11 protein-coding genes are annotated in these 12,055 nt (G+C 37.4%); 10 read left to right on the top strand and 1 reads right to left on the bottom strand.

The features are described from left to right. The first annotated feature begins 55 nt into the window (after positions 1–55). Complete coding sequence (locus IGL86_RS06605; RefSeq protein WP_002384478.1) at positions 56–1,108, top strand: PTS sugar transporter subunit IIC; 1,053 nt, start codon at positions 56–58, stop codon at positions 1,106–1,108. 8 nt (positions 1,109–1,116) lie between these two features. Here IGL86_RS06605 and IGL86_RS06600 read toward each other — a convergent pair whose 3' ends face one another. Then, positions 1,117–2,007 carry a LysR family transcriptional regulator gene (locus IGL86_RS06600; RefSeq protein WP_033626000.1) on the bottom strand — a complete coding sequence of 297 codons (891 nt, stop codon included), beginning with the start codon at positions 2,005–2,007 and terminating at the stop codon, positions 1,117–1,119. Between the two features lie 176 nt (positions 2,008–2,183). On the opposite strand from IGL86_RS06600, the gene IGL86_RS06595 reads away from it, so the two are divergent. The 9 genes from IGL86_RS06595 (at position 2,184) to hslV (ending at position 12,055) form a co-directional block, all read left to right on the top strand. Next, positions 2,184–3,125 (top strand): 2-dehydropantoate 2-reductase, encoded by a 942-nt coding sequence (locus IGL86_RS06595; protein WP_002374778.1) that lies wholly within the window; start codon positions 2,184–2,186, stop codon positions 3,123–3,125. Between the two features lie 275 nt (positions 3,126–3,400). After that, positions 3,401–4,252, top strand: coding sequence for a ribosome biogenesis GTPase YlqF (gene ylqF / locus IGL86_RS06590; RefSeq protein ID WP_002357480.1), 852 nt, complete (start codon positions 3,401–3,403; stop codon positions 4,250–4,252). A 1-nt stretch (position 4,253) separates the two neighbouring features. Continuing rightward, complete coding sequence (locus IGL86_RS06585) at positions 4,254–5,021, top strand: ribonuclease HII (RefSeq protein ID WP_002369352.1); 768 nt, start codon at positions 4,254–4,256, stop codon at positions 5,019–5,021. Positions 5,022–5,081: 60 nt separating this feature from the next. Further along, positions 5,082–5,945, top strand: coding sequence for a DNA-processing protein DprA (dprA, locus tag IGL86_RS06580; RefSeq protein ID WP_010713376.1), 864 nt, complete (start codon positions 5,082–5,084; stop codon positions 5,943–5,945). A 90-nt stretch (positions 5,946–6,035) separates the two neighbouring features. Continuing rightward, positions 6,036–6,689 (top strand): CPBP family intramembrane glutamic endopeptidase, encoded by a 654-nt coding sequence (locus IGL86_RS06575; protein ID WP_010713377.1) that lies wholly within the window; start codon positions 6,036–6,038, stop codon positions 6,687–6,689. Positions 6,690–6,873: 184 nt separating this feature from the next. Further along, positions 6,874–8,952, top strand: coding sequence for a type I DNA topoisomerase (gene topA, locus IGL86_RS06570; protein ID WP_010713378.1), 2,079 nt, complete (start codon positions 6,874–6,876; stop codon positions 8,950–8,952). 107 nt (positions 8,953–9,059) lie between these two features. Then, the gene (gene trmFO, locus IGL86_RS06565) at positions 9,060–10,367 is read left to right on the top strand and encodes an FADH(2)-oxidizing methylenetetrahydrofolate--tRNA-(uracil(54)-C(5))-methyltransferase TrmFO (RefSeq protein WP_002357486.1); all 1,308 of its coding nucleotides are present in this window, start codon (positions 9,060–9,062) and stop codon (positions 10,365–10,367) included. Between the two features lie 211 nt (positions 10,368–10,578). After that, entirely contained in the window at positions 10,579–11,478 is a 900-nt protein-coding gene (gene xerC, locus IGL86_RS06560) for a tyrosine recombinase XerC (RefSeq protein WP_002357488.1), read from the top strand. 28 nt (positions 11,479–11,506) lie between these two features. Then, positions 11,507–12,055, top strand: coding sequence for an HslVU peptidase proteolytic subunit (gene hslV / locus IGL86_RS06555; RefSeq protein ID WP_002357489.1), 549 nt, complete (start codon positions 11,507–11,509; stop codon positions 12,053–12,055).

The raw sequence follows: 12,055 nt of genomic DNA, 5'->3' as shown, positions 1-12,055 counted from the left end.
AATCATTCTCAAACTTGTTTAAAAAAAACAAAAATAATCAATAGGAGTGTTGAAAATGCCCACTGATAAACTGGATGCTCAATTAACCCCAAGAATATTTTTTAACAAAGTGTTAGCTGGAACAGCTTCCGGCACCATTATCGCCTTAATTCCCAATGCTGTATTAGGAGCCATTTTAAAATATTTTGCAGAATACAAGATTATCGAAATGATTATTCATGCGGCGCAAATTTTCCAACTAGCCACCCCTTTAATTATTGGTGGACTGATTGCTTTTCAATTTGGCTTAACGCCACAGAAAATGATGATTGCTGGCGGTGCAGCATTTGCTGGCTCTGGCGTGATTAAATTTAATTCAGAAGTGAAAGGCTTTATTGGTGCAGGCACTGGTGACATCATTAATATTATGATTACCGCTTCTGTTGCAGTCTTACTTTTATTAGTCATCGATAAAAAATTCGGTTCAGTGGAAATCATTGCTTTACCGATCGTTGTTGGAGTAGGTGCAGGCTTGTTTGGCATGTTGATTTACCCATATGTGACACAGATCACGGTCGCCATTGGTAAAGTGATTAACAATTTTACTGATTTCCAGCCAATTATCATGAGTATTTTAATTGCTTGTTCATTTGCTGCACTGATTATTTCACCAATCACTACTGTGGCAATCGGTTTGGCGATTCAGTTGAATGGCTTGTCTGCAGGTGCTGCCGCAATGGGAATTGCAGCCACAACTGTTGTTCTTGTGATTAATTCTTGGAATGTCAACCAATCGGGAGTGACACTGGCTGTCTCTTTGGGCGGTATGAAAATGATGATGCCTAACTTATTTAAATACCCAATTATTTTAATTCCTTGTTTATTTACAGCGACTATTTCAGCAATTCCTGTGGTTCTATTCAACATTTCAGGAACCCCACAATCGGCTGGATTTGGCTTGGTTGGACTCGTGGGGCCACTTGCTTCATTGGATGCGGGCTTAGGGATCTTACCTTTACTCTTTTCTTGGTTTGTTGTTCCAATTGTCGCGGGTTTATTCTCAAAATTCTTATTTGAAAAAGTGTTGAAACTTTATGATAGTAAAGTCGTCTTTGCTTATCAAGGCTAGGCTATCCATTAATTTTTTTTAATGATTTGGATAAAATCTCTAACATCTTCTGTCAGACTAAAATCGCGGCGCAAAGCAATGCCGATGGGGAAATAGTCAAACTTATCTTTTAAAGGAATCCATTTCAGTCCCTGACTTTTTCCCACTTCATAATATTCAATCGGTAGCAAACAAATCGAATTATTTTTTTGTAAACTATAAAGAAGTACTTGTAAATCATCGTTATGCAAAATGATATTCGGCTCATAACCGAAGCTCCGAGTCCGATCTAGTAGTAGGCGACCAATCATAAAATTATCACTTAACGATGAAAATCGTTGATCTTTCAAATCTTTAAAAGTTAATTTTTCATGTTGAGAGAGAGGATTTGATTCTGGTACCACGACATAAACATGGTAGCCTTTGGTAGTCGTTTCTAAAGGTTCAATATGAATAATTTCAGGTAAGGTATTTGGGAAAGAAATTAGCCCCATATCAATTTCTTTATTTGCTAACATCGTTTGTAATTTTGGCGAGCCATCTTGCTGTAATATTAAATTCACATGTGGATGGGTTGTTAAAAATCGTGAAATTTCTTTCATAAATTGTACAGCAAATAAAGTAGTTAAGCCTAAACGCAATTGCTTTTTAACTGGTTTCTGGTTCATTTCACGAATATCTGTTACCAATTGATCGAATTGAAAAACAACTTCTTGGCCATGTTCATATAAATAAAGACCTGTATCGGTTAATTGAAACGGTTGATCAGAATGATCAAACAACGCTGTGCCTAACTCAGATTCCATTTTTTTCAATGCTAAAGAAAGTGTTGGTTGGGTGACAAATAAATTGCGAGCGGCCGCCGATAAACTGCGGGTATTAACAATTTCAATGAAGTACTTTAAAAGCTGAATATTCATCAGAAACTCCCTTTCTTTTTAAAAGCGCTTACACAAATGTGCTTGGATAAAAAATAACAAATAGATCACTTATAATATAACATATGTTTTGCCTTTTTATTGCTATAAAAGTAAGAGATAGAGATTTTCTTAGCAGATTTTTACCTAAAAATAAAAAATTGAACGGAGGAAAAGAAATGAAGATTATTATCGCAGGTGCTGGCGCTATGGGCAGTCGTTTTGGACTAATGTTACATCAAGCAGGAAATGACGTTATTTTTGTTGATGGTTGGCCAGAACATATTGAAGCAATAAGAAAAAACGGGTTAGTTGCTGATTTTAATGGCGAAGTGGTGACCGCTAAAATTCCTATCTATCCTCAGACAGAAGTAGCAAGCATCGATTTTACAGCAGACTTAGTTATTCTATTTACAAAAGCAATGCAACTGGAAGGAATGCTTGAAGCATTAGAACATTTCCTTAATAAAAATACGAAAGTTTTATGCTTGTTAAATGGAATTGGGCACGAAGATATTATCAAAAAATACGTGCCATACGAAAATATTTTATTAGGAAACACAATGTGGACCGCTGGGTTAGAAGGACCGGGCAAAGTAAAATTATTTGGCAATGGTTCGATTGATTTACAAAATTTAGGAGCGCAAAGTGAACAAGCAGCAGAAGCAGTCATTAAGGTATTAAATAACGCTGGCTTAAATGCACGTTATTCTGAGAATATTTTATCATCCATTTATAAGAAGGCCTGTGTAAATGGAACAATGAATGGTTTATGTACTTTGTTGGATTGTAATATGGCAGACTTTGGCGAAACAGAGCAAGCAGATCAAATTGTTCAACAAATAGTTAATGAATTTTTAGCAGTCGCTGAAGCGGAACAAGTTACGTTAGATAAACAAGCAGTTCTTCAACAAATCCGCTCGTGTTATAATCGAGAAACAATTGGTTTGCACCATCCATCGATGTATCAGGACTTAATAACCAATCATCGTTTAACCGAAATTGATTATATCAATGGAGCAATTGTTCGCAAAGGGAAAGCTTATGGGATTGCTACACCGTACTGTCAGTTTTTAACAGAGTTAATTCATTGTAAAGAAAATTTACTTCATGCTAAATAACAAGTAAAAACAGAAATACTCTTGAGTCGGTCTTGAGAAGAGCTTGACCTACTTCTTTCTATACTTTGCCAGTGTACAAGGCTGAGACAAAATCCAAAGTGAGTTTGTCTCAGCTTTTTTGTTTTTTAAAGAACACTACAGAAAATAAATCAAATCCGTGAAAAATATGTTAAACTAGAGAAGGTGTTTTTTCGCAAGAATCTACGCGGAACACAGGACTCGTTGAAGAATTGAATCAAAGAAACAATGTGTTAAAGAAGGGATTTGAACAGATTATGACCATTCAATGGTTTCCCGGCCATATGGCCAAAGCAAGAAGAGAAGTTTCTGAAAAAATCAAATATGTCGATATTGTATTTGAACTAGTTGATGCGCGGTTACCGCTTTCTTCCCGTAACCCAATGATGGACCAAATTGTCCAACAAAAACCACGATTAGTCCTTTTAAATAAAGGGGACTTAGCAGATAACGACCAAAATAAAAAATGGCAACATTACTTTCAAAAGAAAGGGTACCAAACCCTAGTTATCAATGCCCAACAAAATAAAGGAATCAATAAAATTGTGCCAGCAGCCAAGGAAGCGTTAAAAGAAAAATTGGCTCGTGAACAGGCGAAAGGTTTGAAACCGCGTGCGATTCGCGCAATGTGTATTGGGATCCCGAATGTTGGTAAGTCAACCTTAATGAACCGTTTAGTCGGAAAAAAAATTGCGCAAACTGGGAACAAGCCAGGCGTGACAAAAGGACAACAATGGTTACGCTCTGGTTCCCAATTGGAATTACTGGATACACCAGGGATTCTCTGGCCAAAATTTGAAGATGAAGAAATTGGAAAAAAATTAGCTTTAACTGGCGCTATAAAAGATCAATTATTGCATCTAGATGATTTGGCGATTTATGGATTAGAATTTTTTGCACGTTTTTATCCGCAACGTTTGACGGAACGATATGGTTTAACAGAGGAAGAGCTATTTTTACCTGCCCCAGAACAGTTGATGTTAATTAGCCAAAAACGTGGTTTTAGAGATGATTATAATCGAGCCAGCGAAATGATTATTTTAGAAATTCGCAGTGGAAAATTAGGTACGTATACTTTGGACCGCTGGGAAGAACTAGGAGACGAATAACATGGCAAAAGAGTCGATTCAGGCAATCAAAGAAGCGCTGTTAACTGTCACTGATGCAACCGATGAACGATTAGCAAGCTGGCGAGAAGATGAACGTTCAGGAGTGCAACAAGCGATCAAACAATGGGAACGTCGCCAGTTAGCCAAAGAAAAAGAATGGCAACTTTTTAAAGAAATGAGTCAATTTGAGGAAGCGGCCTATAAAAAAGGCCATCGTTTAATTGCAGGAATTGATGAAGTAGGCCGCGGACCATTAGCTGGTCCTGTTGTGACAGCTGCAGTTATTTTGCCGAAAGATTGTCAATTATTAGGCTTAAATGATTCAAAAAAACTATCTGCTAAAAAACGGGAAACGTTATATAACCAGATTCAAGAACAGGCTGTCGCTATCGGGTTAGGTATCGCTGATCAAGGAGTCATTGATCAAATTAATATTTATCAAGCAACTAAACAAGCGATGAAAATGGCAATTGACGATTTAGCTTTTACACCAGATTATTTATTAATTGATGCAATGCAGTTAGACGTTCCCCAACCACAAGAAAGTTTGATTAAAGGGGATGCACGCTCCATTTCAATTGCAGCAGCCAGTATTATTGCAAAAGTAACAAGAGATCGATTAATGGAAGAATATGATGAATTATATCCTGGATATGGATTTAAAAACAATGCAGGCTATGGAACAAAAGAACATCTTCTCGGGTTAGAAAAATACGGTGTAACACCCATTCATCGACGTACGTTTGCGCCAATAAAAGATATGATTTAAAAATAAAACACTTTTTTTACGTATTCTTATTTTAAGAAGATGTGAAAGAGGTGTTTTTTGTTGGAAATTTTACAACGACAATTATTATTTAAATTAGCGGTATGCCAAGGAATTGGCAATTTAGGTATCTTAAAAGTGTTACAAGAAGCTATCGTACAAAAGCGTGTTGATTTTTCCAGTACAGAAATTATTAGAATTGCTGAAATCAAGAAATATCGTGAATTATTTGAACAATCTTGGTTACACCATACGATTCATAGTGAAGCGTTATATATACGACAATGCCAACACCAATTTATGACAATTTTAGATGCCGTCTATCCTAAATTATTACGAGAAATTTATAATCCACCAGCAATTCTTTTTTATAGAGGAAATTTACAATTGTTAAGCAGAAGGAAAATTGGCATCGTCGGCGCTCGCTATGCCACTTCATATGGGTTAAGAGTGACTGAAGCTCTGGTTCCTAAAATAGTCAAAGAAGGATTCACAATCGTCAGCGGTCTTGCCAAAGGTATCGATAGTCGTAGCCATGAGATGGCCATCCAGAGCGGGGGTCAGACAATTGGAATTTTAGGCACTGGGTTAGATGTATATTATCCGTATGAAAAGAAAGAATTACAGCAAACTATGAAGCAGAATCAGCTTGTTTTAACAGAATATGTGAATGGGAGTGGGCCGAAAAAATATCATTTTCCTGCACGTAATCGCATTATTGCTGGATTATCTTTAGGGGTCTGCGTGATGGAAGCTCGTAAGAATAGTGGCTCTTTAATTACTGCACAAGCGGCGATGGATTACGGGCGCGAGGTATTTGCCGTACCGGGAAGTATTTTCCAGTCTTTTTCAACAGGCTGCCATGAATTAATTCAGGACGGCGCTAAATGTGTTCAGACAATTGATGATATTTGTGAAGAATTGTGACTTTTACTAATTGTGAATTGACAACCTACGTTCACTTCGGTACTATTTAATCAGATTTTAATCTTTTGGTTGGTAGTTAGGAGTGTCTAAATGGAAACGGTTGTTAGAAAAAGATGGTTGTTTGGTATGCAGCTACTGGGCTTTTTGATTTTGGATCAAATTCCTTTGATGATGGTCTCAGTTGTTCAAGTTTCTACAGAAAATTTTTGGTTTCGCTTTGTTAGTGGATTAGTGGCTGTTGGACTTGGTGCCTATTTCGTCTATCTATTTGTTGCTTTTTTGAAAAAGAAAAAGCTCATAACTTGGACTTTTTTAGGAATCAAAGAAACCTTGCCAGTGGTCTTGTTAGGTTTGGTGATAATCTTTTGTGTGGGAATATTTGGTGATTTCTTATTACGTCTGGAAGGATTAGAGACGACCTCTAACCAACAAAGTGTTGAAGAAATTGTCCAAGCCATTCCTAAAGGGCTTATACTTATTTTTGCAGGTGTGATTGGGCCAATTTTCGAAGAGGGAATTTTTCGTGTCGGGATTCAAGCGTTTTTCAAGCCAGCTTCAAAAATAGGCATACTCGTTTCTTCTATTTTATTTGCACTTGTGCACACGCCCACAGATATAGGTAGTTTTGTTATTTATTGGGGCATGGGTTTAGCGTTAAGTTGGGTCTATCTACGCACGGGTCGCTTTGAAGCTGCTCTCTTGACTCATTTTATTTGGAATGTTTTGGGTATTTTAATGCTTTAGGATAAAATCTATAAATCATAGGCATTTTTTATTTATAAATTCGGACAGTCAAACAGAAATGACAGAAATGTTAGAAAGCCTAGTCTTGACAAACCTATTCTATATAGCATATGATGTATTACGATTTGTGCGTTTTTTACATATATTATATAGTAGGAAAGCGAACGCGAAAGGAGCTAATTGAATGGCCTATAAGTATCTCGTGATTGTAGAATCACCTGCCAAAGCCAAAACAATTGAAAAATATCTAGGAAGAAACTACAAGGTGGTTGCCAGTGTTGGTCACATTCGCGATTTACCAAAAAGTAAAATGGGGATTGATATTGAAAATAATTATGAACCTCATTATATTTCGATTCGCGGAAAAGGCGATGTCATCAAAAGTTTAAAAGCGGCTGCAAAAAAAGCTGAAAAAGTCTATCTCGCAGCCGATCCGGACCGAGAAGGTGAAGCAATTGCTTGGCATTTAGCTTATCTTCTTGGCCTTGATTTAAAAGATAAAAACCGTGTGGTATTCAATGAGATCACTAAAGAAGCAGTAAAAGCGGCATTTAAAGAACCTAGAACCATCAACGTTGATTTAGTTGATGCACAACAAGCACGGCGCATTTTAGACCGTTTAGTTGGATACTCGATTAGTCCTATTTTATGGCGTAAAGTCAAAAAAGGTTTGAGTGCTGGTCGTGTACAATCTGTTGCTTTAAAAATGATTATTGATCGAGAAAATGAAATTCGAGAATTTAAACCTGAAGAATATTGGAGCATTGATGGGAATTTCCAAAAAGGTCGCAAGAAATTCAAAGCAAATTTCTGGGGCGTAGATGGTAAAAAGAAAAAATTACCAAATGCAGAAGCGGTGAAAGAAATCACTTCTCGAATTGACGGTAAAGATTACGATGTTACAAAAGTTGAGAAAAAAGAACGGAAACGTAATCCTGCGTTACCTTTTACAACCAGTAGTTTACAACAAGAAGCGGCACGTAAATTAAATTTCCGTACCCGTAAAACCATGATGGTTGCGCAACAATTGTATGAGGGAATTGCTTTAGGGAAACAAGGCACTGTGGGGCTGATTACCTACATGCGTACAGACTCAACCAGAATTGCCGATTCCGCCAAAGCAGAAGCTGCTGAATTCATTGAAAAGACCTACGGAGATGAGTTCTCAGCACATGGCGGCCGCAAAGCAAAAAATACGCAAGGTGCACAAGATGCCCATGAAGCGGTTCGTCCGTCAAGCGTTTTAAGAACACCCGATGAAATGAAGAAGTATTTAGATAAAGATCAATTAAAATTATATACTCTTATTTGGTCGCGCTTTGTTGCTAGTCAAATGACACCAGCGATTTTAGATACCATGAAGGTCACGCTTCAACAAAACGGCGTAACGTTTATTGCCAATGGTTCCAAAGTGAAATTTAAAGGGTTTATGCAAGTATATGTTGAAGGACGCGATGATGGTAAAGAGGACAAGGAAAATATTTTACCTGAATTAGCGGAAGGTGACGTTGTTAAATCGGTCGATATCGAACCGAAACAACACTTTACTCAACCACCGGCTCGTTTTAGTGAAGCCACGTTAATCCGGACTTTAGAAGAAAATGGTGTGGGCCGACCATCAACATATGCGCCAACATTAGAAACCATTCAACGGCGTTATTACGTGAAGCTAACCAATAAACGGTTTGAACCAACGGAATTAGGTGAAATTGTGAATTCCCTAGTTTCAGAGTTTTTCCCACAAATTGTCGATACACATTTTACAGCGACAATGGAAACGGACTTAGATAAAGTCGGTGAAGGTCAAGAAAAATGGGTTGAAGTTGTCGATCGTTTCTACAAGCCCTTCGAAAAAGAATTAACAAATGCCGAAGAAAAGATTGAAAAAATCCAAATTAAAGATGAACCAGCAGGTTTTGACTGCGAACTATGTGGACATCCAATGGTGATTAAGCTGGGTCGCTACGGGAAATTTTATGCATGTAGTAATTTCCCAGATTGTCGGAATACAAAAGCGATTGTCAAAGAAATTGGCGTGACGTGTCCTGTGTGTCACGAAGGACAAGTTATCGAACGCAAATCAAAGAAAAATCGGATTTTCTATGGCTGTAGTCGGTACCCAGAGTGTGACTTCACTTCTTGGGACAAACCAGTAGGCCGACCATGTCCAAAATGTGGGCAATATTTAGTAGAGAAAAAAGTTAAAGGCGGCAAACAAGTCGTTTGTATCAATGGCGATTATGAAGAAAACGTCCAAAAATAAGAAAAATTGAGACCGAAGAATTTACTTCGGTCTTCTCTTTTAGTAAAATGAATTGAGTTTGTAAGAGACAGCTCTTAACTTCTTGACATAGAAAGGAATTTTTATACATGACAAAAAAAGTCACAATTATTGGTGCCGGTTTAGCCGGAAGTGAAGCGGCATGGCAAGTGGCCAATGCTGGTGTACCAGTTGATTTATATGAAATGCGCCCTGTCAAAAAGACACCAGCGCATCAAACAGAAAATTTTGCAGAGTTAGTTTGTTCTAATTCATTACGTGGAAATAGTTTAACCAATGCGGTAGGTGTTTTGAAAGAAGAAATGCGCCGTTTAAATTCAATCATTATTGGTAGTGCAGATCAAACCGCTGTACCAGCTGGCGGCGCCTTAGCAGTTGACCGTGATTCTTTTTCTGAAACAATCACTGAAAAAATTAAAAGTCATCCATTAATTACAATCAAAAATGAAGAGATCACTGATATTCCGGAAGGGATTGTAATTATTGCAACGGGGCCCTTAACCTCTGAAAGCTTATCTCAAAAAATTCAAGAATTTAATGGTTCTGAAGGCTTTTATTTTTACGATGCAGCAGCACCAATTATTGATAAATCAACAATTGACATGGATAAAGTTTATTTAAAATCTCGTTATAACAAAGGGGAAGCGGCTTACTTAAATTGTCCGATGACTGAAGAAGAGTTCAATGCTTTTCATGAAGCGCTAGTCAATGCAGAAGTGGTTCCTTTACGCACGTTTGAAAAAGAGAAGTTTTTCGAAGGCTGTATGCCCATCGAAGTAATGGCGCAACGTGGCATTAAAACCATGTTGTTTGGCCCAATGAAACCTGTCGGACTAGAAGACCCTAAAACAGGTAAACGCCCTTATGCTGTAATTCAATTACGTCAAGACAATGCTGCAGCTTCTTTATACAATATTGTTGGTTTCCAAACGCATTTAAAATGGGGTGAACAAAAACGAGTATTCCGTATGATTCCGGGATTAGAAAATGCTGAATTTGTTCGCTATGGCGTCATGCACCGTAATAGTTTTATGAATTCTCCAGAGTTGCTAAAACCAACCTACCAATCAAAAAAACGTGACGATCTGTTTTTTGCTGGACAAATGACTGGTGTTGAAGGATATGTTGAAAGCGCGGCAAGTGGTTTACTCGCAGGTATTAATGCAGCTCGTCTTGCCAAAGGAGAAGAGCCGATTGAATTCCCTCGCGAAACGACTTTAGGAAGTATGGCTTATTATATTACACATGCAGAAGGCAAACATTTCCAACCAATGAATGCAAACTTTGGGCTTTTCCCAGAGTTACCTGAACGAATTCGTGACAAAAAAGAACGCTATGAAGCAATTGCTAATCGGGCCTTAGATGTCCAAGCTCAAGTTATCCAATCTTTAGACTAAATTAGAAAAAATATGAGAAAAGACCGAGCATCATTGCTAAGAAATGCGATGATACTCAGTCTTTTAATTTTTAGAAAAAAATAACAAAAGCTAAAGAATAGTTAAAATTGTGAACATATTTAGAAATATTGATTAAATTCTGACAACTTAATTGTCTTTTGAAAAAGGTTATGCTAAAGTTACTTTGTAATCGAATGAGGAGGGCTATCACATGGAAGAAAAGAATTGGCCTGAGTTATTTGCTCGTTATCTTATTGTCGAAAGAGGCTATTCAGAAAAAACAAAAAAAGCATATCAAGAAGATATACAACATTTTTTTTCGTTTTTAAAGACTTCAGGTAATGACAATTATTTGACTGTAGAACATTTGGATGTTCGGGCTTATTTGAGCGAATTATATGATCAGGAATATAGCCGCAATTCGATTAGTCGAAAAATTGCCAGTTTGCGTTCTTTTTATCAATTCTTATTAAAAAATGAAGCAATCCAAGAAAATCCTTTTTCCTATGTTCATATGAAAAAGAAACAGTTACGGTTGCCCCGTTTTTTTTATGAAAAAGAAATGGATGCATTATTTGAGAGCGCACAAGGGGAGCAACCGCTTGATTTGAGAAATCAAGCGTTGCTAGAAGTTCTTTATGGGACTGGCATTCGGGTCAGTGAATGTGCGAACTTAACGGTGGACGCAGTTGACTTTCAAGCTTCTGTTTTATTGGTTCACGGAAAAGGAAATAAAGATCGCTATGTGCCTTTTGGTTCATTTGCACAAGACGCCTTAAAGGATTACTTAGAGAATGGCCGCGCGCTATTAATGACAAAATATCAAAAAAAGCATCCGTATGTCTTTGTTAATCATCATGGTGAACAAATCACGCCAACAGGGATTGAATATGTCTTAAACCAACTAATTAAAAAAAGTTCATTAAATGCGGAAATTCATCCCCACATGTTACGCCATACATTTGCGACACACTTATTAAATAATGGCGCCGATATGCGGACAGTTCAAGAATTATTAGGACATGCTAATTTATCAACAACTCAGATATATGCGCATGTGACAAAAGAAAGTTTACAAAAAAATTATCGAACGTTTCATCCTCGTGCATAATGGAGGTAAACGTCTAGGAGGAACAATAATGGTTGAATCACAATTTCACTCTACAACAATTTGTGCAGTCGAAAAAGATGGAAAATTTGCAATGGCTGGTGACGGCCAAGTAACAATGGGCGAATCTGTCGTTATGAAAGGTACAGCCAAAAAAGTGCGCCGTATTTACAATGATGAAGTCGTTGTCGGTTTTGCAGGAAGTGTGGCAGATGCCTTTACATTAGAAGAAAAGTTTGAAGGAAAATTAAATGAATACAACGGAAACTTAACGAGAGCTGCGGTTGAGTTAGCCCAAGAGTGGCGGACACAACAGTCTATGCAAAAATTAGAAGCTATGCTGATTGTGATGAATAAGGAAGAAATGCTCTTAGTTTCAGGAACTGGGGAAGTCATCACACCAGACGATGGTATTTTAGCAATTGGTTCTGGCGGTAATTTTGCTTTGTCCGCTGCAAGAGCCATGAAAAACTTTGGTGATAAAGAAATGCCAGCGAAAGAGATTGCTAAAAATGCCTTAAATATTGCTGCAGATATCTGTGTATTTACGAATCATAATATCATTGTAGAAGAATTATAA

Source organism: Enterococcus sp. DIV0774, assembly GCF_050539095.1.
Classification (GTDB): domain Bacteria; phylum Bacillota; class Bacilli; order Lactobacillales; family Enterococcaceae; genus Enterococcus; species Enterococcus faecalis.
Note: the sequence above shows the minus strand (reverse complement) of the source record. Positions and strands in the feature narration are given on the sequence as shown.

What these genes read in the sequence shown, in the direction of transcription:
- hslV (WP_002357489.1), top strand. Translation starts at nt 11,507, where the DNA reads ATGGTTGAATCACAATTTCACTCTACAACAATTTGTGCAGTCGAAAAA.
- IGL86_RS06595 (WP_002374778.1), top strand. Translation starts at nt 2,184, where the DNA reads ATGAAGATTATTATCGCAGGTGCTGGCGCTATGGGCAGTCGTTTTGGA.
- IGL86_RS06585 (WP_002369352.1), top strand. Translation starts at nt 4,254, where the DNA reads ATGGCAAAAGAGTCGATTCAGGCAATCAAAGAAGCGCTGTTAACTGTC.
- topA (WP_010713378.1), top strand. Translation starts at nt 6,874, where the DNA reads ATGGCCTATAAGTATCTCGTGATTGTAGAATCACCTGCCAAAGCCAAA.
- xerC (WP_002357488.1), top strand. Translation starts at nt 10,579, where the DNA reads ATGGAAGAAAAGAATTGGCCTGAGTTATTTGCTCGTTATCTTATTGTC.
- IGL86_RS06605 (WP_002384478.1), top strand. Translation starts at nt 56, where the DNA reads ATGCCCACTGATAAACTGGATGCTCAATTAACCCCAAGAATATTTTTT.
- trmFO (WP_002357486.1), top strand. Translation starts at nt 9,060, where the DNA reads ATGACAAAAAAAGTCACAATTATTGGTGCCGGTTTAGCCGGAAGTGAA.
- IGL86_RS06600 (WP_033626000.1), bottom strand. Translation starts at nt 2,007, where the DNA reads ATGAATATTCAGCTTTTAAAGTACTTCATTGAAATTGTTAATACCCGC.
- IGL86_RS06575 (WP_010713377.1), top strand. Translation starts at nt 6,036, where the DNA reads ATGGAAACGGTTGTTAGAAAAAGATGGTTGTTTGGTATGCAGCTACTG.
- ylqF (WP_002357480.1), top strand. Translation starts at nt 3,401, where the DNA reads ATGACCATTCAATGGTTTCCCGGCCATATGGCCAAAGCAAGAAGAGAA.